The organism is Thermosporothrix hazakensis, assembly GCF_003253565.1.
Classification (GTDB): Bacteria; Chloroflexota; Ktedonobacteria; order Ktedonobacterales; family Ktedonobacteraceae; genus Thermosporothrix; species Thermosporothrix hazakensis.
Map to the genome: position 1 here is coordinate 142,165 of NZ_QKUF01000013.1, position 23,534 is coordinate 165,698.

General features: G+C 52.7%; 6 protein-coding genes. 4 read left to right on the plus strand and 2 right to left on the minus strand.

What is annotated here, in order from left to right; all coding sequences use genetic code 11:
• Positions 1 to 2: 2 nt before the first annotated feature.
• Together EI42_RS18305 and EI42_RS18310 are read right to left on the minus strand one after the other, a co-directional pair.
• Positions 3 to 4,703: a type I polyketide synthase gene (locus EI42_RS18305; protein ID WP_111324075.1), complete on the minus strand. Its 4,701-nt coding sequence runs from the start codon at positions 4,701 to 4,703 to the stop codon at positions 3 to 5.
• Between the two features lie 66 nt (positions 4,704 to 4,769).
• Positions 4,770 to 13,475, minus strand: a complete 8,706-nt coding sequence (locus EI42_RS18310) for a type I polyketide synthase (RefSeq protein WP_170142733.1) — start codon at positions 13,473 to 13,475, stop codon at positions 4,770 to 4,772.
• A 317-nt stretch (positions 13,476 to 13,792) separates the two neighbouring features.
• On the opposite strand from EI42_RS18310, the gene EI42_RS34405 reads away from it, so the two are divergent.
• The 4 genes from EI42_RS34405 to EI42_RS18330 all read left to right on the plus strand — a co-directional run.
• Positions 13,793 to 15,058, plus strand: a complete 1,266-nt coding sequence (locus EI42_RS34405) for a condensation domain-containing protein (RefSeq protein WP_111324077.1) — start codon at positions 13,793 to 13,795, stop codon at positions 15,056 to 15,058.
• The gene (locus EI42_RS34410) at positions 15,048 to 17,036 is read left to right on the plus strand and encodes an AMP-binding protein (RefSeq protein ID WP_170142734.1); all 1,989 of its coding nucleotides are present in this window, start codon (positions 15,048 to 15,050) and stop codon (positions 17,034 to 17,036) included. The genes EI42_RS34405 and EI42_RS34410 overlap by 11 nt, the downstream gene beginning before the upstream one ends.
• Entirely contained in the window at positions 17,017 to 21,261 is a 4,245-nt protein-coding gene (locus EI42_RS18325) for a type I polyketide synthase (protein ID WP_111324079.1), read from the plus strand. The genes EI42_RS34410 and EI42_RS18325 overlap by 20 nt, the downstream gene beginning before the upstream one ends.
• A 49-nt stretch (positions 21,262 to 21,310) precedes the next feature.
• On the plus strand, positions 21,311 to 23,534 hold a 2,224-nt coding region (locus EI42_RS18330; protein ID WP_146505375.1), incomplete at its 3' end, for a non-ribosomal peptide synthetase.

The window sequence follows — 23,534 nt, forward strand, 5'->3', positions numbered from 1 at the left end:
TCTCATCTTTCTTGCTGCTGACGTTCGTTAAGACGCTGTCGCAACCCTGCTCGACGCTTCATACCGCGCTCGTCCCACTCGTTTTGTGCATGATCCTTCGTCTCTGATTGCATTGAAGAATACTGTTTCAGGTATTGAGCCATTGCGCTGACGGAGGGAGCTTCATAGAGCGCGGCCGCAGGGAGACGAGCAAGAGAAAAGGCCTTCTTCAAGCGGGCTATCATCGCAACGCCTGTTAAGGAGTTGCCCCCCAGATCAAAGAAATTATCATCAATGCCAATAGGGGTGATACCGAGCATATCTTCCCAGATGGCTACTATTTGTTGCTCCTGCTGGTTTCGTGGGGCGCTGTACGATGTGCTGAGTGCCGGGCGGGGGTGGCGCTCTGTTTTTCGCTGCTTTTCTCGCTCGTATTGTATGACGGTACTTGCTGTGAAGTCCTTGCTGAGCTCTGCGAAGGTGCAAAATTCCTGCGTTGAGACAATAACATGGGGCTGATCCTGAGCCAGAAGACGCGTGAGCGCGGCGAAGCCTTCATCAAACGAGATGCCAAAATGGAGGCGATGTTGTTTGAAGAGCTCTTGTGCTGCTGGATCATAGCCCTCAAGTCCAGCTTCCCACCCGTTCCATTGCCATTCACCCCAGTCGACAGCCAGCGTTTGCGGGTATTGATGTCGTTGCGCCTTCGCATAGGTGCCCAGAAAGGCATTGGCAGCACTATAATCGACCTGCCCTGGCCCTCCCCCGGTGATCGAGGACATAGAGGAAAAGAGCAGAAGAAAGTCGAGCGAGGGAACATCTTGCCTGATCAGTTTTTCCAGGATGAGTGTTCCGCTGACTTTAGGAGCCAGCACATGCGCTGCTGCTTCTGCCGTTTTGAACTGTGTAAGGCCGATGGCGGGGACGGCAGCGGTATGAAGGATGCCATGTAGCATGCCATACGTTTCCAGAATGCGCTGAAACACCCTTTGCATCTGTTCTTCATTGTTGACATCTGCAGAGAGGACAAGAGGCTGAACGCCGTGCGCTTCCATGCGTAAAAGGGCGCTGAGCTTGCGCGTGTTTATCTCATCCGGGAGTGCGAGCATGCGTTCCCACTCCTGGCGGGGCGGTAATGCCGAACGGGAGGTCAAGATCACCTGCGCGTGATACTGTTGTACCAGTCGCTCTGCCATTGCCAGACCAAGCCCACCTAAGCCGCCTGTAATCAGGTAGACACCGTTCTGCCTGAAGATCGGTTGTGTCGGTTCGGGGAGAGGATATGGCACAAAGGTTTCCAGCCACCGTTTGCCTCCCCGAAGAGCGACAACCTGATCTGAGCAGTCACTTGTTAGCTCAGTCAGAAGGAGAGCGATTTTGGACTGCGTCTCGGAGAGCACAATATCAATTGTCCGACACCGAATGTGGGTATACTCCTGGGGAATCACCCGGCAGACTCCCATAACGGCGGATTTTGCAGGACAGAGGCGTTCCCCTTCCATAATTTCCTGTGTCTCGTCAGAGACGATTGAGAGCATACAGGGTTGCTCATCGAGATTGCCCAGGCATTGGGACAGCGCTAAAAGGCTATAAAAGCCGTAGTCTAGAGGCTTCTCCGGCATGCCTACCGTCCACAGGTGAACGATATCGGTTGGTAGGCCACCGAGCACAGCAGGCAAGGACTGAAAGAGCTGCTCATAATCAGCGCGATCAGGCGGATTGAGACGATAGGAACCATCTTGTAAAACTGCAAATCTTTCGCCCGGTTTGACCAGAGCAACGGCGTGCCCGTGATGACGTAAGATATGCGCGAGACGCTCACCGATACCCTGCGCATCGGCAAAGAGAAGCCAGCGAGGGGCATCTTCTCTGCTCCTTGTAAAGGGATGCTGGGGAGCACCTTGTTTCCAGGATGGGAGATAGAACCAATCAGAGATATGTTCCAGTCGCGCCAGTTGATCGACACTCATCACCTGAATGGAGGGGCCTGGAGACGAGGGTGATTTGGCGGGTGTGAGCCAGTGACGTTGTCTTTCAAAAGGATAGGTAGGCAATGAGACACGGTAGCGCTGTTCCTGGGCATGAAAGCCTGCCCAGTTCACAGGCACGCCGGCGAGCCAGAGCTTGCCAAGCGTTTTCAGCAAGAACGCTTGCGTGGGTTGCCGATCATAGGCGGCTGGCAGGAGAGGATGTATCAGCGGCAGACGTGCCGAACCACATGCGAGATGTTGCTTCACAAAGGAGCTGAGACCCTGGCCGGGGCCGACTTCGAGAACCAACCATTCAGGATCATGAAGCAACTGTTCTACACCCCTGACAAACTGCACTGTTTGACACATATGTGCGGCCCAATAGGTTGGATCCAGCGCCTGTTCATCTGTCAGCCAGGTGCCAGTGACGTTCGAGATCAGAGGAATTCGGGGTGTTGACCGTCGCACGCTATGGGCGTACTTTGTGACAATAGGGCGCAGTGGTTCCAGCATAAAGGAATGAAAGGCGTGGGTTGTTTGGATGCGAAAGCACGCAATTTCCTGTTCATGCAGACGTTGCTCCAGAGACGCGATTGCATCAGGAGAACCGGCAAGCACGCATGTCATCGGGCTGTTCACGGCGGCGAGACTGATGTGGGAAGAGAGATAGCGCTGCACCTGAGCTTCTGGTGCATTGACTGCAAGCATTGTGCCAGCCGGAAGCTCATCAATGGCCCGGGCACGTTGCACAACCAGGGTAAGAGCGTCTTCCAGACTCAAGATGCCGGACAGACAGGCTGCTACATATTCTCCCAGACTATAGCCAAGCAGGGCAACAGGTTGAATCCCCCACCGTTGAAGCAAGCATGCCAGGGCATATTCAAAGACAAAGAGCGCCGGCTGAGCAATAGCTGTGCGAGAGAGCGAAGAGTTTGTAGCGCGCCTGGAGCGTCCTACCATTGCCCGAAAGTCAATGTGCGAGGACATTGGTTGGTGTGGCGGCTGCTCTTGCATAAAAATCTCGCTTATATCCAGGTCGAAGCTGGCTCGGAGGAAAGAACAACAGCGTTCTACGGCCTCGCGGAAATCTGGCTCATCTCGATACAGCGCTTTTGCCTGTTCGCCATACTGTTCGCCTACACCGGGAAAGAGGAAAGCAACTTTGCGCTCCCGAAAAGGGTCCCGGGTGGTCAAGACCTGTGCCGAATTGCCGGTTTGCAGGGCCTGGATAGCATCTTCTCTTTCCTCACAGAGCACGACGCGTCGGTATGGAAAGACTGTTCGTCCTACCTGTAGGGTATAGGCGACATCTGCTATGTTCTGTTCCGGATATTTGCTCAGATGAGTTGCCAGTTGTTTCGTCATCGCTTCTAGCGCGGTCTCGGTGCGTGCCGACAGCGAGAGGAGATGAAATGGACGAGCTGACGGCGCGTTTACATGTTCTGGAGCTTCTTCCAGAATGACATGCACATTCGTCCCGCCTACGCCAAAGGAGCTGACGCCTGCGCGGCGAGGTGCATCGGCAGCGGGCCAGGCTCGCAGGGTTGTATTGATAAAGAAAGGACTCTGTTCTAACTGAATATCAGGGCTGGTTTGCTCGAAGTTCAGGCTGGGTGGAATCTGCTGATGTTGAAGAGCCAGCGCGGTTTTTATCAGACCGGTGACTCCTGCTGCGCGGTCCAGATGGCCCACATTTGGTTTCACTGAACCCAGGGCACAGAACCGCTGTTTGTCCGTTCTTCCACGAAATGCCTTGAGGAGTGCCCCTAGCTCGATCATATCCCCGAGGGCAGTTGCAGTGCCGTGGGCTTCGATATAACCGATACTCTCAACATCTATATCAGCATTGTCGAGGGCCTCAGCGACAACATTTGCCTGTCCATCGAGTCCGGGAGCGGTATAACTGACTCGTGCTGCCCCATCATTATTGATAGCGGTTCCTCGAATACACGCATAGATATGATCGCCATCGTTCAAGGCGTCATGGAAGCGCTTGAGAACGACACAACCTGCCCCGTTTCCCATAACGCTGCCTTGCCCCTGCGCGTCAAAGGTGCGGCATTCCCCATCGGGAGAGAGAATACCCCCTTCCTCATAGATATATCCGCTTTCCTGGGGAAGGTTGATCGCGACGCCACCGGCAAGTGCAATATCACATTCACCATTGAGCAAACTCTGACAGGCAAGATGGACCGCGACCAGGGAGGTTGAACAGAAGGTTTGTACCGCAATACTGGGCCCTCTGAGATTGAGCTTATAGGAGATAGTCGTTGTCAGAGAATCCTGGTCGTTGCCGACATTGACCTGTGCCTGTCCGATGTTCTCAAAGAGTGCCGGATCAGCATAGATATTGTGGCGCATATAGGTACTGGTGGCCGAACCGGCAAAGATGCCAATCAGCCCTTGATAGGTGTCTGGTACATAGGCTGCATCTTCCAGCGCGGACCAGGCGCATTCCAGCATAAGCCGATGCTGAGGATCCATAATATCGGCTTCACGTGGCGTATACCCGAAGAAGGCTGCATCAAAGTACTCGACGTCTTCAAGGAAGCCTCCCGCTTTCACCAGATCAGGCTTACGTAATTCAGCAGGATCAATTCCGGCTGCCAGCATTTCCTCATCAGTAAAGAAGCGGATGGATTTTATCCCTCCGGCAATGTTTTGCCAGAACGTTTCAAGGGTTGCAGCCCCTGGAAACTTTCCTGACATGCCTATGATGGCTAAGGCTGTATCGTAGGACGAATCATTTGTCATCTTGCGCTCTCTCCTCTCCAGTGGAGAAATAACTGTGTCACGATGAGATGTGTGTCTTGGGGAGGGCTATTCGCTCTTTTGTCCTCCTCCATGCATGCGACGGCGAAGCGCCTCCCGCCTGCGTGTGCCTCTATCGGAGCGTATGACACTGACCGTTTCAGCCTGCTCCTGCGGGATGACCTGTGCCAGGGCATGAATCGAGGGCGCTTCGTAGATGATGTAGGCTGCAAGGTTTGTCAGTTTCAGCCCTTTTTTCAGGCGCGTCACCAGATCCAGGCCGATAAGAGAGTTGCCACCGAGCTCAAAGAAGTTATCATTGACACCGATGGCTTCGATACCGAGTAGATCTTCCCAGATTGCGGTAATCTGGCGTTCCAGATCTGTCGCAGGCGGAGCATAGGAACTGCTGAGATTGGGTCGCGGGTGTTTCACCCGATTCTGTTGTTGTTTCTGGGTTCGCTGGAGCACAGTCCTGGTTGTAAGCGTTGTGCTGAGATTCAGCAGTGCCTGGAATGGCTGAGGTGAGACGATAACATGAGAAAGCGAAGATGCCAGGACACGCACAAAAGCCTCTGCACCTTCCTCCGCTGTGATCCCGAAGATCTGGCGTTGCGTACGGAAGAAGTTCTGTGTTTCGCTATCGTATCCTGCTAAACCCGCCTCCCATGCGTTCCATTGCCATTCGCTCCAGCTCAGCGAGACAAGAGTTCCTATCTGCGGGTATGAACAACGGGCGCAGGCGTCGAGAAACGCGTTTGCGGCACAGTAATCGACCTGCCCGGGGCCTCCCGTAATCGAGGTGATAGATGAGAAGAGAGCCAGGAAGTCGAGCGAAAGATCCGGTTTTTCCTTGATGATTCGTAAGAGTGTCTCTGTTCCCACCACTTTAGGAGCGAGCACTGTTGCCGCATCGGCAGGTTTTTTGATCTGGATCAGACCAACGCCCGGCGCGCCGGCAGTATGCAGGATGCCATGTAGTGTGCCAAAGGTTGAGAGTGTTTGAGTAAGGGCTGCACGCATCTGTTCTTCATCTGAGACATCGGCCTGAAGGAAGAGAAGCTCAGCGCCTGCTTGCTCTAAGTACTGAACCGTGCGAATTTTCCAGCCTATGCCGGATGTATCTCCCTGGCTGGCAAGGATATGGGGCCATTCCTGACGAGCAGGAAGCATGCTGCGTCCGATAAGTGCTATTTTGGCATGAAACTTCTGTGTCAGGTATGCTGCCATACTCAGAGCAAGCCCACCGATGCCGGTTATCATATACACGCCATTCTGACGCAGGTTGACGGTATCCGGCTGCGTTTCCGGGAGTTCTAGCGGCTCGAAGCTCTGTATCCAACGCGTCTTATCACGCAGCGCAACGACGCTTTCTCCTGTCTCACTGCTGAGTTCGGCGCTGATCAGATGGAGCAGCGTGGTCTCCTGCTGACTTCCTGGCTCTGGCAACTCTATATCAATGTTGCGACAACTGACGCTCGGATATTCCTGAGGAATCACGCGGCAGGGGCCTGAGAGTGTCGCGTGGGCCGGGCGGATTGTTTCTCGTCCGGTGATAGCATAAATGGTGCTTGAAAGTACATTCAGGGAATAGGATTGAATTCCCAGGTCGCCAAGCACCTGAGCGAGGAAGAGCAAGCTAGAGAAGCCTTCTCTGAGCTCTGTTTCTATTGCTCGTTCTTCGCGATTGAGTGACCAGAGATGAACGATGGTAGCAGGTGTTTTTCCCTGCGCCTGTAATTCCTTCAGGACCATTTCGTAATCAGCCCGCTCACCCGGATGAATGCTATATATGCCTTCTTCTCTTTTCTGGAAGGCCTGACCGGCCCAGATACACGTGACCTGCTCTGGAAGAAGCTGTAGGTGCGTGATAAGCTGTTTCCCGATCTGGCATTTGTCCATAAAGAACACCCAGTGGGCTTGTTGTTCACGTGCCTGCCTTCGAGCAATGCGAGCCGGCGGTGCTTGTTTCCAGCCGGGGAGATAAAACCAGTCTTTGAGTGGCTGCTTTTGCTCTGTTGTGCGCTGTGCTGAAACCTCTGGCTGCGCCGGTGCCGTTTCAATCCAGTAATGCTGGCGCTCAAATGGATAGGTTGGCAGTGGCAGTCGGTGGCGCCGTTCCTGGCTGTAGAAGCGTTCCCAGTCGATTGTGACGCCGGCAAGCCAGAGCTGCCCGAGCATTGCAAGAAAGGATGCATTTCCCGGTTGGATGGCTGTCAGCATATCTGGAAGCAAGCGAGAATCAACCTGCTTGAGGCAAGAGGTAAGCTCAGGATTTTGGGCGGTGCCTACTGTCAGAAGCACCGAATCAGGCTCTTGTATCCATTGCAGGAGTGAGGCTGATAGGGACACATTTTGCTTTGTCAGGGCTCCTCTGTAGGAGGAAGGAATTGCAAGACCATCACGGAGCCAGGTTTCACTGTTGCTTGAAAAGAAAGGGATACTCGGTGTATGGAGTTCGATATTCCGGGCCTGTTCTACCAGTACCAGAGACAAAGCGTCTTCAAGTGTCAGCACCCCGGCCAGGCAGGCCGCTACATATTCTCCAATGCCAGAGCCAAATACGGCTTGAGGAGTAATGCCTGATTGAAGAAGGGCTTGTCCGAGCGCATATTCTGCCAGGAAAAGGGCAACCTGTCCGGTGGGTTGCTTCTCTCTCTGGGACCCGGTCAGGGAGCACACGCTTTCCCATCCTCGGTCGAAGTGGGCTTGAAAAGTGAGTTCTTGAGCACAAAGCAGTTGGATATCCTGATAGTGATCCGTTGCCGGGAAGAACAAAATGAGCGGGCGTCCGGTACGCTGTTCTTTCCGTATATGGAGACCGGTTCCTGTGGAGAGCGCCTGTAACGCTCCCGCCTGCGTCCCACAGACGAAGGTGCAACGATGTTCAAAACGTCTGCGCCCAACCTGGAGGGTATAGGCGACATCTGCAAGCTTCGCATCTGGATGGCGTTCCAGGTAGTTTTGCAGATTGCTGATACTCTGCTGAAGGGCAGATTCCGAGCGGGCAGAGAGAACAAAGAGCTGCGAGGAGCGAGAAGCCGATGAAGGCGTCTGCATGGGCGCCTCCTCAAGAATAACATGGGCGTTCGTTCCACCCATACCAAGCGAATTGACCATCGCTCTTCGTGGACGACTGCTGCGCGGCCACGGAGTCAGCCGGGAATTGACATAGAAGGGACTGCTGGCAAAAGTGATCTCAGGATTTGGTGATTGATAGTGGAGGCTCGGGGGGATCTCTTCATGTTCCAGAGCCAGCGTTGTCTTCATGAGACCGGAGACGCCCGCGGCGCGATCAAGGTGACCTACGTTTGTTTTCACAGAGCCAATCGCGCAGTACTGTTGACGCTCTGTGTCTGTGCGGAACGCTTTTGTAAGGGCTGTAATTTCGATCGGGTCACCGAGTTCTGTGGCTGTTCCATGTGCCTCGACATAGCTGATACTCTCCGCGGAGACGTCTGCATTGAGCAGAGCGGCCTTGATTGCTTCTGCCTGTCCGGTCACGCTTGGAGCGCTATAGCTGACCTTCAATGAGCCATCATTGTTGATCGCGCTGCCTTTGATGACGGCATGAATGGTGTCTCCATCTGCGATAGCATCAGAAAGGCGCTTGAGGACAACAATGCCAACGCCGTCCCCGAAGATACTTCCTGTAGCTTTCGCATCAAAGGTACGGCAATGTCCATCAATGGACTCCATTCCGCCTTCTTGGTACAGATAGCCTCTCTTTGTCGGGACGCGAACCGAGACGCCTCCTGCCAAAGCCATATCACATTCATTGGCAAGGATGCTTTGACAGGCAAGATGGACGGCGACCAGAGAGGTAGAACAGAAGGTCTGAACCGCAACGCTTGGCCCTTTGAGATTGAGTTTGTAGGAAACGGTTGTTGTCAGGGAATCTTTGTCGTTGCTGATGACAAGCTGATAGTCATCGATTGATCCCAGGATGGTGTTTGCATGCGATAGCAGGTAGGTACTCATAGCGGAACCGCCAAAGACACCGACAGACCCCTTATACGTCTGGGTGTCATAGCCCGCATGCTCAACCGCTTCCCAACAACACTCAAGAAAAAGTCGGTGTTGTGGATCAAGTAAACTTGCGTCTCGGGGCGTATAGCCGAAGAATGCAGCATCGAAAGATGCGATGTCTTCAAGTATCGGGCGTGCTCGCACATAATCAGGATGCTGAAGCAGTTGGTCAGGGACACCGGCTTCTGCCAGTTCCTCTTTTGAGAAGAAAGAAATAGTCTCCACGCCGTTACGCAAATTCTCCCAGAATTGTTCAATAGAGTTGGCACCCGGAAAGCGCCCGGCCATGCCAATAATAGCGATACCATTTTGTTGAGGGGTGGCGCGTTTGGCTTTTTGCGGTTGTTTGCTTTCCGTTGTCGCTGTCTGTTGAGTGTTGCGAGCATAGCGGGCAAGGGCGTTGATCGTGGGCGCTTCAAAGAGCGCAACATTGGGTAGTTGGAGTTGCAGCGCTTTATTGATCTTGTTGATAACCTGTATGCCAATAAGAGAGTTCCCCCCTGATTCAAAAAAGTTATCGTCAGGGTTGACTTCGTTCAGGCCAAGTGCTTCCTGCCATATAGTGGTGATCGTGCGCTCGTAATCTCTGACAATGGTTGGAGTCTGTGAGGGAGGCGTTTTGCTGACAGGTGGCAGCCACTCCTGAAGTCGCTCTTGAAGCTTCCCTGTTGAGTGGACGATCCGGGGAGCGACTGGAGAGGCCAGGATGCGATTCAAGGCATCAAGTCCCTCATCAAGTTCCATTGCATAGCGAAGAAGTGTTTTCCCCTGGAAGGCTGTTTTCATACTGTCCGTTAGCCATGTATCCCAGTTGACGCTGATCCACGGCTGTTCCAAACTTCGATAGCGCCGGGCGAAGCTATCCAGGAAACAATTTCCGGCTGCATAGCTGATAAAGCCCAGACCACCCAGTACAGCAGAGATAGAAGAGAAGAGCAGGCAGAAATCGAGAGGTACTTCTTGTAGTGCCTGATAGAGCGCAATGGTTCCGTACACCTTTGCTTGAAAATGAAGCTCGCAATCGGCCCGGGTCAGATGCTGGATCGATTTGAGGGCCTCTTGCTCCACGTTGCCAGCCGCGTGAAAGACTCCGTGCAGTGTACCGAATCGGGTAAGCGTCTGTTGTATGGCTGCTTGTGTCTGTGCCGGATCAGCAATATCGGCTTGAAGTAGCAGGACTTCTGCACCGAGGGCCTCCAGCTCAAGCAGATGTTGAAGTCGCTGTGCGGTTTTACTCGTGCTGTCTTCACTGCGAATCAGGTCTGGCCAGGTTTCTCGTGCGGGTAAAGCCGAGCGACTGAGCAAGACAAGTCGAGCCTGTACTGTTCTGGCGAGGTACTTTGCCAGAGCAAGACCGATACCGCCCAGCCCCCCGGTGATAAGGTAGACGCCCTGTTTTCGTAGGTGTGCAGGATACAGAGGTGCTTCCAGATGGATAGGGCGATACTGCGGGACCCAACGTTGCTGGTTTCGATATGCAATGCTTTGATCTGGACTGTCAGTGCAACAGTCTATGAGAAGCTGCCTGATCGTATCTTCGTCGCTTTGATACTGTAAGGCATTGCCTGCCAGATCGATATGCGTACAACGAAGAGCAGGGTATTCCTGTTGTATCACCTTACAGGCAGCCTGTAAGGGGGCATGCTCTGGATGCACATGGTCCCGATCAGTTACGGGTTGAAGTTGATTGGTAATGATGTTTAGCCGAACAGGGTGCGAGTATGCCTGTAATGCCTGCGCCAGGAAGAGCACACTATAGAAGCCATTGGTTTGCAGGGCTTGAAAGGAAGCTCTGGAGGGCATTTCTCTATCCTGTCTGGAAAAGCCTCCACAGTGAATAATTGTTGCAGGGAACAAACCACTGTCTTGCAACTCCTGACAAAGCCTGCTGTAGTCTTCTTGGCATGCCAAGCGGATGGAATACATATAGTCATTTTGCCGATGGAAGTGTGTAGCCGCATAAACCTGGATAACTGACTGATTTTCCCGGAGGAGTTGCTGTGTAATTGCCTTGCTCAGACCCGCTTGATCATGAAAAAGAAGCCAGGGGCCACTTTCCGTCAGCCCGTTTGCCCGGGGCGCCGGACGTTGAATCCATTCAGGGAGGTAGAACCTATCGGCGAGTTCTCTTTTCCCGGATTGTGGGAGCCGTTCTTCAGAGCGATTCCCTATCCAGCAGCGCTGTTTCTCGAAAGCGTAGGTAGGCAATGAGAGCAGCCTTCGTTGCGTTCCTGCATGGAGAGCAGACCAGTTGATTGAAACCCCGGCAAGCCAGAGTTTACCCAGGCAGGTAAGTACAGTCTCCTGAACAGAGAGATGATCATCAGCCGAGTGCAGAAGCGCCACTATAGACGTCTCAGCAGTATCTTGCTCGGTTTGGCCTCCAATGTGTACAAGGAAGTATCGCTTGCTGTATTGAGACTGTCTGATCTCATCAACAGTCTGCTGTCCGCATGTGATCCAGTACTCAGGATCAGTAGCCTGTTCCGTCGAGATCCAGTCTCCGGTGCGGGAAGAGATAAAGGGAATCTCGGGCGGGTGACATGGAAGCTGAGAAAGAAGGTCCGGGCTTTCTGTGTCCTGTGCCATGTTCAACCTGAGAGCATCTTCAAGCGAGAGCACCCCGGAGAGACATGCCGCAATGTACTCATCCCTTCCTGAACTGAACAGAGCCGATGGCGTGACACCTAGCGAGCGCAGGAGTACGGCAAGCGCATATTTCACAATGAAGGATTGGGTCTGTTTCTGGCACTGCTGGATATCTCTGTTGAAGGTATGCAGAAGATACGTGTGGCAGCGGTCAATGATGGAGCGGAAAACAGGTTCGTTCTGATAGAACTCCATACTCTGTTCAAGTGAGAGGTACTCTTGATGTGAGAAGAGAAATGCGATTGGATGCCCCTTGTCTGAAAGAAAACCGGTCAGGAAGGAGCGTTCCGTCAGTGTACGCAGGGCTTCTTCTCTATTTCTGGCAATGATGGCCCGCCGCTTCTGGAAGGGGGTACGACCTACCTGCGTGGTGTAGGCAACATCAGCCAGAAGAGCGGTGGGGTGCTGCTGTAAGTACGTGATGAGGCGCTCTGTTGCCTGTTCCAGGGCTGTTGTGGTTCTGGCGGAAAGCAGAAGCAATTGTGCGGTGGCAGGTGCTTCGGTTTCTGGCGGCATGGGCGCTTCTTCTACTATGACATGTGCGTTGGTCCCGGACCAGCCAAAAGAGCTGACCCCTGCTATATGCGCTCCTTGAGGCCAGGCCCGCCTTTGCTGTACTATTTCGATCGGGTATGCTTGCCAGTTGATTCGCGAATTGGGCTTTTGTACATGGAGGTGAGGGGGAAGTTCACGGTATTGGAGAGCGAGAACCGTCTTAATGAGCCCTGCAATACCTGCTGCTCCGGCCAGGTGACCGATGTTGGTTTTTACCGAGCCGATCAGGAGGGGTTGTTCTGAATGACGCTCCTCTCCCAGCACCGACATCAATGCATCGACCTCGATTGGATCGCCCAATGCAGTCCCGGAACCATGAGCTTCCACATATTGCACCTGCTGAGGGGTGATGCCTGCGTTTGCCAATGCTTGTCGAATGACAGCAGCCTGTGCGTGTTTGTTCGGTGCGGTCAGGCCATTGCTGCGCCCATCTTGATTGACAGCAGAGCCGCGAATAAGCGCGAGGATAGGGTTTCTATCTGCGAGCGCATCCGAGAGGCGCTTGAGCACAAGTATCCCGCAGCCTTCTCCCAGTACAAACCCGTTGGCCGATTCATCGAAGGTTTTGCAGCGCCCGTCGGCTGAAAGCATCCCCATTTTACAGTAATTGACAATATTTTCTGGAAGCAGCGTGACGTTCACACCTCCGACCAGAGCGAGATCAGATTCATATTCCCGCAGGCTCTGACATGCGAGATGGGTAGTCACCAGGGAGGATGAACAGGCCGTATCGACAGTCAACGCGGGCCCTTTTAAGTTGAGCTGATAAGAGAGACGCCCGGCGGCAACGCTGGCCGCGCTGCCCAGCCCGAAGTAGGGGTCATTGAGATGGTCGCCGTTTCCGTGCTGAATTTGGAGCTGCATGTATTCCTGGTTGCTCATCATGCCGATAAAAACGCCGGTCTGACTCTCCTGGAGCGATTCAGGAGAGATACCGGCGCGCTCCAGCGCTTCCCAGGCAACTTCAAGCAATAGTCGCTGTTGGGGGTCCATTCGCGAGGCTTCGCGAGGCGAGAGGCCGAAAAAGCTGGTATCAAAGCTATCAATATCAGAGATAAAGCTTCCAAAGCGGGTATACATCTTGCCAGGAGCCTGGGGATCCGGGTCGTAAAATGTTTCAAGACTCCAGCGCTCAGGGGGAACCTCTGTTACGGTACACTCGCCATGAGAGAGGAGCCGCCAGAAAGCTTCTGGTGTATCTGCTCCGCCAGGGAAGCGGCAGCCGATACCGATAATTGCGATCGGTTCATTTGATGCTCTACGGGGTGTGCGAGCTGCGGTGTGTGGCGTCTCTAGCGTCATCAGGTACTGAGTAAGCCCGGCTATATTTGGATAGTCGTAGAGGAGTGTATCAGAAAGACTGACTCCTAACCAATCTTCCAGTAAGCTGACGAACTGCACCGCATCAGCCGAAACCAGCCCATAACTCGCGAAAGAATCATGTATATCGACTTCCGCAATATCAATGTCCAGATGCTGTGCAAGTTCCGCTTGCAGCCTGGCCTGGATTGTCTCTTCTGTGAGAAAGCTTGCTTTGCGCATTGATACTTCCTTATTCACTCTGCCAGATATCACCAGCCAGGTGTGCTTGCTTTGTACAGGAGAAGGCTGGCGTTCATTTTGACTTTTCCGGGTGAGAAGCACTCTTTCTGCTGCAAGTCTAAACAAGTCTTCAGGGAAAGTCATGTATCGAAAGGTACATTCAGCATTTCGCTTGCTTGTGTTTCAGAGCATCGGGCAGTAGAAATACATCTTTTGGCACATGACAGAGGAGAAGAGAAGGGCATACACTTGAAAAGTGTGTAATGAGGCAATATAGCGTTGACATGATGATTGGAAAGAGACGATAAGGAGCAAGTATGGCATCCTCCCGGTATGGAAGAATGAAGCTCTCCGCAGAGAAACAGGCACTCCTTCAACGCCTGTTACAGCAACAGGGACTTACCGCTCAGACAGAGCAGAAGTCTATTCAGCGTGAACAGACTGTTCCTCTCTCCTTTGCGCAGCAGCGGGTATGGTTTTTACATCAGATAGAGCCAACCAGTAGCAATTTTCATATGCTTACCGGTCTTCGCCTTCTGGGAGATTTGCATGTGGATGCATTGGAGGCCAGCTTGAATGAGATAATCAGACGCCATGATATTTTGCGGACGACCTTTCCTGTTGTTCATGGCTTGCCTGTGCAACACATTGGCCCGGCCTATACGCTCAAGTTAGAGCTTGTAGTGCTTGTCAACCTCTCAGAGCAGGAGCAGAAGCAGGAAATCATCCGGACAATTCGGAAAGATAAACAGAAGCCCTTTCATCTGGAAAGCGGTCCGCTTCTACGCGTATATCTCTTTGCGACCCGGGAGAATGAGCATATTCTTTTCCTCTCGCTCCACCATATTATCGCCGATGCCTGGTCAATGGGGATTCTTTCACAAGAACTTTCACAGCTCTATGATGCTTTTGTAAATGAGCGGCCTTCTCCATTGCCTCCCCTCGCTGTTCAGTATGCGGATTTTGTGCAATGGCAACAGGAGCGAGTACAGGGGGAACGCGGGAATGCACAGCTCCACTACTGGCTTCAGCGTCTGTCTGATAGTCCTGCACCGCTGGCATTGCCGACAGATCATCCTCGCCACGCAAGGCAGGGGTATAGCGGGCATACTTTTTCCTTCACGCTAGATGCTGCCCTGCATGAGAAGCTCATTGCGCTTTGTCAGCGCGAAGGGGTGACACTGGTGATGCTGATGCTGGCAGCTTTCCAGGTCCTGTTAAGTCGTTACACTGGACAGGAAGATATTGCAGTTGGGTTGCCCGTTTCCAACCGGACACGGACTGACTTTGAGCCGCTGATTGGCAACTTTGTCAATACAGTTGTTATACGTGCCGATTTGAAGGAGAACCCGACCTTCCGAACCATCTTACAGCGGGTTAAGGCTGATGCACTGGATGCCTATAGCAATCAGGATATCCCTTTTGAGCGAGTGGTTGAAGCATTGCGGCCAGTGCGCGACCCCGGTCGAACCGTTCTGTTTCAGATCTTGTTTTCGCTTCAGAACGCCTATCGGGAACAGGAATTGACCGGACTTGTCTGTCTCCCCTTTGAAGTAGAGGACAATGCTTTCTATGGAGAATAAAACAGCCAGATTTGAGCTTACTTTGTTGTTAGAGGAGAGCGAGCAAGGGATGAAGGGTTCGCTCGAATACAATGGTGAGCTGTTTGAACGAGCCAGTATCGAGCAGATGATGGAGAGCTATCGCATGCTTCTGGCCGCCCTGGTAGACAATCCTGAACAGCGTCTTCAGGATCTTCCTTTGCTTGCTTCTCCGCTGGCGTTCCCGCCAGAAGATGAGATTCCTGCCAATGCTCTCTATGAGCTTTTTGCTTCTCAGGTAGAACGTTCCCCTGACGCGACTGCGCTTGTCTATGAAGGAAAGAGCTATACATATCGCGAGCTCTCCTGTGAAATCGAGAGGGTAGCACAGCATCTGCTGGCAATGGGGATACAGGCAGGTTCATATATCGGGCTTGTCCTGGAACGGTCACTTGCTGCTGTCATAGCGATGCTTGCAATCCTGAGAGCAGGGTGCAGTTCTGTTCCGCTAGAAGAAAAGCCCCCCTTTTCGCAAAGAGCGGGAATGCCTTCTATCAGATGTGTTATCTGTGAACAAGCGATGCGAGGCTACTTCAGTGATATTCCGTGCCTCTGTATAGATGAGTTGATAGCACCTCCTGCGCCGCTTCCGGTTCAGGAACGCGAAATGACGGATATCCTGGCATGGTATCCTTCAATAGACCAAACGCAAAGCCAGCTCTATCGGTTCCTTCAGCATGCTGTCCAACATGGTTGGGGAAAAAGAGCTGTCAGCATGGGAGTCTGGTCCTTGCACTCTTCACCAACCTTTCTGTATGAACTATTACTCCCGTTAACTGGTGGAGGGACTGCCTGGCTTGTTCCTGAAGCGTATCGGTTCCCGGGGAAAACGTATTGCGAGTGGTTGGCTACACATCAGATAACCGGTGCCTATCTTCCTGAACATTTTTTGCCCGCGCTTCTGCGCCTGAGTCGTCAAGGATACCTCTGTCCTCTGCAACTGCTTCTGACTCAGAGTAGAACATTTCCCGAGCAGAAGTTACAGGAGCTACAGCAGCGTTTGCCGGGCATAGAGATCATACATGGTTATGGCGTGGCGGGAACGTGGCAGACATTGTATGTGCTGGATGCAACGAAACCCCCGCGTCGCTGCACTCCTATTGGCTATCCTCTTGTTCCGCTTCTTCTTCTGGACCAGCAGAAGCAACAGGTGCCACTGGGAGCTATTGGCGAGATATACGTTGCGGGAGAGCGATCAGAAACCGCTGTGATGATTGCGGGAACACGCTTCTCTCAAACTGGCGACAGGGCCAGAGTACTTCCAGACGGAAGACTTGAACTGATCGGACCGGAAATTCAAGTTCGCAATGAGCGTTTCTCGTTTGCTGCCGTTGCCACTTTGCTGATGGAGCACAGGGAGGCCTATCAGGCTGTTATCGTTGTGCGTGAGAAACAACGACTTGTTGTCTATGTTGTTCCAGAAAAGGAGGCTGAGTGGGCGACGCTCAAACCTGCTCTTCAAGCCATACTGCAGGAATATATTCCCGTTTCCTTTGGACCTGTATCGCTTATCCTGCTTGAGGATGTACCGCTTGATTCTGATGGAGCGGTTTGTTATGAAGCCCTTCCACAGGAAGAAGAGGCCTGCTCTCAAGGAGTGGAGGCTGCTCCTCGTACCCACCTGGAAAAAGAGATAGCCGCTATCTGGTGCCGCCTGTTACAAGTTGAGCAGATAAGCATCCATGACAATTTCTTTGATCGTGGTGGGCATTCGCTCCTGATGATCCGACTGCACAACGAGATTCAAAGTCTGCTCAAGCTCCCTATCGCGGTACTTGATCTCTTGAAATATCCGACTATCAGGGAATTAGCTGTGTTTTTGCAGGAATGTCAGGAAAAACAGCAGGAACAGGAGGAAGAACAACAGATTGCGAAACGGGTAGAGCGGCAAAATGAGGCTTTGCAGAAACGAAAAGCACTGATGAAGGAGAGGAGACAGCATGATGGAACCCTCCCATGAATCTCTAGATGGCGTTGCCATTATTGGCATGGCCTGTCGCTTCCCGGGAGCGCCAGATGTCGAGGCCTTTTGGAGGCTCCTCTGTGAAGGAAGAGAAGGGATTACGTTTTTCACAGATGAGGAATTGCTTGCTGCCGGAGTTGATCCGGAGCAACTCGCACAGCCGAATTATGTGCGGGCTGCCTCGCTGCTTGAAAAGAGAGAGTTTTTTGATGCCTCGTTTTTCGGCTACACGCCTCGCGAGGCTGAGGTTATGGACCCGCAACACCGGCTATTCCTGGAGTGTGCCTGGCATGCTTTTGAGCACGCTGGCTATAATCCGGAAACCTGTTCGGGAGTGGTCGGGGTGTATATTGGCTCAGGTGATAATGCCTATGTGTTTCATATTCATGCGCATCCCCATATAGAAAAAGCAATCGGCGGAAACGCCATTGATTACCTGAACAGCGGCGATTATATCAGTTCACGAGTTTCCTATAAGCTGAATTTGAAAGGGCCAAGTCTCAATATTCGTTCGGCCTGTTCAAGTTCGCTTGTCGCCATCTATATGGCCTGCCAGAGCCTTATGAGCTATCAATGCGACATGATGCTTGCGGGAGGGGTTTCCGTGAATCCAGCCCCTGATCAGGGGTATCTTTACGAAGAAACCAGTCTGTTATCACCAGATGGGCATTGCAGGGCCTTTGATGCCCGAGCTCAAGGAACCATCTTCGGGGATGGCCTGGGAGCGGTGGTGTTAAAGCGGCTGGAGGATGCTGTGCGAGATGGAGATACGGTGTATGCCGTCATTAAAGGAGGGGCAATCACGAATGATGGAGCATCCAGAGCCAGCTATTCTGTACCGGGTGTGGATGGGCAGGCAACAGCAGTTCTGGAAGCACTGGCTCTGGCGGGTGTTGATCCCTCTACCATTAGTTACGTAGAGGCTCATGCAGCTGGAACCCCTTTGGGTGACTCACTGGAACTGACTGCATTAATAAAAGCGTTCCAACGCAGGACCGCAGAAAAGAGCTATTGTGCACTTGGTTCTGTGAAAAGCAATATCGGGTATTTGAATCATGCATCCGGGGTTGCAGGTCTCATCAAGACTGCTCTTATGCTGAAGCATAAAAGCATGGTCCCCAGTCTGCATTTTCAGCAACCCAATCCTCAAATTGGTTTTGCGACAAGCCCTTTCTATGTCAACACCCAGTACAGGCCGTGGGAAACGCCTGCGCTTCCGCGTCGTGCAGGTGTCAACTCTCTGGGCGTCGGAGGCACAAATGTTCACGTTATCCTGGAAGAGGCTCCTGAAGCCGATCCAGCCCCTTTTTCTCGGCCTGTTCAACTTCTGGTTCTGAGTGCTCGAACGCCTTCCGCTTTAGAGGAAGTCACTGCTCAGCTCGCAAGCCACATTGAGAGACACCCTGAACAGGAGCTGGCAGATATAGCATATACACTTCAGGTTGGACGCAAGCATTTCCCCTACAGGCGTATATGTGTGTGTTGTGATAGGATAGATGCGATTCAGGAGTTACAGGGCAAGAATCCAGCGACGCTTTTAACTCATGTCGATGATGGGTTACGCCGCTCCGTGATTTACCTTTTCCCGGGAGAGGGAAGCCAGCACGGTGGGATGTGCAGCACCCTGTATCAAGAAGAGGCTTTGTTTCGTCAGCACGTTGATAAGGTGGCTGTCCTGCTTCAGAAGTTTCTGGGGGAAGATGTGCGCGCTCTTCTTTTTGCTGATGAGTCCTCCCGGCTGGAGGAGCGACTGCGCGAGCCACAGATCACACAGCCACTCCTCTTTATGCTTGAATATGCGCTGGCTCAGCTATGGATGACCTGGGGCATACAGCCGGATGCAATGCTTGGATGGGGCGTAGGTGAATATGTTGCTGCCTGTCTGGCTGGTGTCATAACGCTGGAAGAAGGACTTGAACTGGCTCTTCTGTATGGCAGGATGGTGCAGAAAACGGGTGGTGGCTGTATGCTGTCAGTGTCTGCATCTGTGAACGAAGTGCTTCCTCTGCTTCCCGCTGAACTTTCACTTGCTGCACAGAACGGATCGACTCAGTGTGTCGTCGCGGGACCATGTGAACGGATTGAAACACTTCGTGCTCTGCTGAGCGAACGCGGCGTACAATGTCATCTGCTGGAATCAGCATATGCATTTCACTCTCCGATGCTGGACCCGCTACTGAACGAGTTTCGCCATACTGTACAAGGTATTCGCTTTCGCCCTCCGCTAAAACGCTACATATCGAGTGTCACAGGGACATGGATTATGGCAGAAGAGGCAAGCAACCCGGAGTATTGGGTCAGGCATATCCGACAGACCGTGCAATTCGCGGCTGGCCTGCAAACCATTCTGAGGGGCTTTGAAGGGGCTATTCTGCTGGAAGTTGGTCCGGAACAGGTACTGAAAGTATCGGCACAAAGGCAGTTAGACAATACGCCTCATCTTTTTCTGGCCTCCATGAGAAGGGAAGAACAGTGTGTTATGGACACTGATTTTCTCTTGCAAACGCTAGGAAAACTCTGGATGGCGGGCGTACATGTCGACTGGCAGAAAATCTATGCGGATGAGCGACGAAAGCGTGTTCCTCTCCCCGGATATCCTTTTGAGCGAAAGCGGTATTGGCTTGATGCGCCGTCCGGTTTCTATGCAGGACACTCGGTTACCTCTCCTGTGAAAGATACTGCGGTATTTCAGGGCGAGTGTTCGACAGTGATGCAGACAGCATATGTAGCGCCTCGTACGGAGCTGGAACAGCGTCTATGTACTCTCTGGCAGACGTTCTTTGGCTTGCGGGAAATCGGGGTCTATGATGATTTCTTTGAACTGGGAGGGCATTCGCTGCTTGCTACGCAGTTGATCGCTGCCATTAATCAGGCCTGCCAGATAGAGCTTTCTGTCCGGCACCTTCTGGAAAAGCCTACCATTGCGGCACTGGCAGAGGCAATTGAACAACTGCATCGGCAAGCGGCAAACGAAGATGCATCAGGCCCCGAGGCGTTATGGAAAGAGATAGTCCTTGCTGAGGAGATTCGGCTGCCTGCTCATGTCGCGGCGCCAGAAGAGCCAAAAGCCATTCTGCTGACCGGAGCGACTGGCTTTACAGGTGCTTTTTTGCTTTCTGAGCTGTTGCAGAGGACAAAGGCTACTGTGTATTGTCTGGTTCGTGCATCTACACCTGCACAGGCAAGGGAGCGAGTTTTGAATAACCTGAGCTCTCGCACGTTGTCGCGTCAGTGTGATCTTTCGAGGATTATTGCCCTTCAAGGGGATCTGGCGCTGCCCTGTTTCGGGCTTCCTTCTGCTGAGTTTGATCGACTGGCCGAAAGCCTTGATGTGATCTATCACAATGGGGCTCAGGTTAATTTCTTCTATCCCTATCAGACCTTGAAAGCAACCAATGTGCTTGGAACCAGGGAAGTGCTACGCCTTGCGAGCAGAACACGTGTAAAGCCGCTCCATTATATCTCTTCGGTTTCCGTTTTTGATCTTGATGTCTATGATGAAACGATTCTCCAGGAGCATATCATTCCGCGTTGTCGTTCCGAAGCTATAGCAACAGCCAACGGATATAGCCTGAGTAAGTGGGTGGCAGAGCAGATTGTGTTCCAGTATCGTGAAAGAGGACTGCCCGTTACTATTTATCGTCCCGGAACTATTACCGGACATAGTGAGACTGGTGTCAGCAACAGTGGCGATGTGTGGCTGCGTTTGCTTATGACATGTCTTCGTCTGGGGAAAGCTCCTATGCTTGATGAGTATATGGAGATCCTGCCTGTTGATTATGTAAGCAAAGCAATTGTATACCTCTCTCAGCAGCAGAATACCGAGAAAGATGTCTTTCATCTGGTTTCCCCTGAACTGATTCCCTGGCAGGAAGTCCTTCATTGGCTGCGTACTTTTGGCTATCAGGTGGAGCTGGTTCCATTGAGTATCTGGAAGTCCGATATTATTGAAGCACTGAAGGTGAAGCCCGATCCAGATGCGGAGCTTCTTCTGCAATTGCTTGAGGAGGGGGCGGCTTCCGACGCAAACATGTTTGTTCATCGAACGCGGAGACGGAATCGCTTTGGGTGCGAGCGGACTCTAGAAAGGCTCAAAGGATCGTCGATTGTTTACCCATCTGTGGATGCTGATTTGCCAGGCATGTATCTTCACTATCTGATAGATGAAGGATTGATACCAGCTCCCGGGAACATACTCCGAGATTGTTCACATGGTTTGTAAACACAATCGTGATCTATTAGATTGTTGAGAAGTATGAGGAGAAAAACCAATGGCTGATAGATCGAAACAGCTCTCTCTTCAAAAACAGGAATTGCTAAAACATCTTCTGCGCCAGGAGGGAGTGATTAAAGATGAGCAGACCGAACGCGCTCAACGTTGTGTCCATCAATTGATTGAAGAGCAGGTAGAACGTATTCCTGCGAGGCTTGCGGTCAGCGATGAGCGGGAAAGTCTGAGCTACTGGGAGCTGAACGAGCGGGCGAACCAACTGGCACTTTGCTTACGAGAACGTGGAGTCAGGAGAGGGAGTTTGGTAGGGGTTTGTTTACCGAGATCGGTTGATCTGATTGTGAGCCTGCTTGCGATCTGGAAGGCCGGCGGGGCATATGTGCCGCTTGATCCGGGGGCGCCTCCACAGCGAAACGTGTTACAGATGGAAGAAGCCGGCGTAAAGGTTGTGCTTACGCGAGGGGAAGCCCTGCCGGGAGTGAGTACGGTTGATGTGGAGGTGGTGAGAAGAGCTGTATGGCCGAAGACCAATCTGGATGTAAGCCGAGAACTGGAGGAACTTGCTTATGTAATTTACACTTCCGGTTCTACCGGTAAGCCAAAGGGCGTACAGATTTCCCATGCGAACCTGCTGTATCTGCTTCGCTGGCACATTCAGGCCTATGAGATTACTCCTGAGGATCGTGCCACTCAGCTTGCCAGCCCTGCGTTTGACGCCTGTGTCTGGGAAATCTGGCCGTATTTAGTTGTGGGGGCCAGCCTGCATATTCCTGATGAAGAGACGCGCCTTTCGTCGCACCTCTTGCGGGATTGGCTTCTAGAACAGCGCATTACCTATTGTTTTCTTCCCACGCCGCTTGCAGAAACAATACTCGCACTTTCCTGGCCGGAACGTGTGCCATTGCGTGCGTTGCTCACCGGTGGGGATAAACTCCGCCTTTATCCTGAACCCGGTTTGCCCTTCCGTCTGGTGAATCACTATGGCCCTACCGAATGTACGGTTGTAGCTACGGCAGGTACCGTTTCAGCCGGGAAGAAGAAAGACTTGAAGATGCCCGATATCGGGTATCCTATCGCCAGCACGACGGCCCATATTCTGGATGCAAACTTGCAACCGGTATCGGCTGGCGCTGTGGGAGAACTCTATATCGGAGGAGAGGGCGTATCACCGGGGTATCTCAACCGGCCAGAGTTGACAGCGGAGCGTTTTCTTCCAGATCCATTCTCGTCTACTCCTGGCGCTCGAATCTACCGGACGGGTGATCTGGTGCGCACGCTTTCTGATGGCACATTCGAGTATATTGGCCGGAGCGATCACCAGGTAAAGATTCGCGGGTTTCGTATTGAGCCTGGTGAGATTGAGGGGATACTTGCCATGCATCATGGGGTGAAAACGAGCCTGGTCGTAGCGCGAGAAGATATCCCCGAACAAAAAGAACTCGTAGCCTATGTGATACCGCGTGAGGGGCAGCAGGATGAACACTTTCTGGAAGAGCTTCAACAATGGCTTCAGGAACGGCTTCCTTCATATATGCTGCCCGCCGGCTTTGTGCTGCTGAATAGCTTTCCGCTCACGAGCAATGGGAAGGTTGATCGGCAAGCGCTGCCTGCCCTGGCAAAGAGCCGGCAGATGACCGGGACAAGTTATGTTGCGCCGAGAACAAAAGTGGAGGCGACCTTAGTCGAGATCTGGAGAGAGGTTCTGGGTGTGGCACAGGTAGGGGTGGAGGATCGTTTCTTTGCGCTCGGGGGGCATTCCCTTCACGCTACTCAGATAGTAGCCCGAATCTACAGTGCGTTTCAGATTGTCTTCCCGCTCCATCTTTTTTTTGAGCAGCAAGTTATTCGTGCTATGGCGAGCTTTATCGAGAGGCAACAGAAGAGCCAGGGGAAAGATACACAGTTCGCGCTCAAGCGGGTATCACGAACCGAGAGGTTGCCATTGTCGTATGCGCAGCAACGGCTCTGGTTTCTGGATCGGCTGACTCCGGGACAATCAGCCTATACGATTGTGCTGGCGTGGAACCTGTATGGGCCACTGGATCATGAGGCGTTAATTGCAAGCTTATACCGGCTGGTTCGGCGTCAGGAGAGCCTGCGTACGAGCTTTCCCGAAGAGGGAGAGGGTCCGGTCCAACGAATTGCGGAAGAGCCGGGAGCCTTTTTGACGAGGGTGAGCGTGCTTCAGGAGCGGGAGGAGGAGCGAGAGGAGAAGGTGGAGGCATATATCAGGCAGGAGCGTGAGCGGCCCTTTGATCTGGAGC

Bases quoted from the DNA above. Each gene is read 5' to 3' on its own strand.
- EI42_RS18310 (WP_170142733.1), bottom strand. From the start codon at position 13,475: ATGCGCAAAGCAAGCTTTCTCACAGAAGAGACAATCCAGGCCAGGCTG.
- EI42_RS34405 (WP_111324077.1), top strand. From the start codon at position 13,793: ATGGCATCCTCCCGGTATGGAAGAATGAAGCTCTCCGCAGAGAAACAG.
- EI42_RS18305 (WP_111324075.1), bottom strand. From the start codon at position 4,703: ATGACAAATGATTCGTCCTACGATACAGCCTTAGCCATCATAGGCATG.
- EI42_RS18325 (WP_111324079.1), top strand. From the start codon at position 17,017: ATGATGGAACCCTCCCATGAATCTCTAGATGGCGTTGCCATTATTGGC.
- EI42_RS34410 (WP_170142734.1), top strand. From the start codon at position 15,048: ATGGAGAATAAAACAGCCAGATTTGAGCTTACTTTGTTGTTAGAGGAG.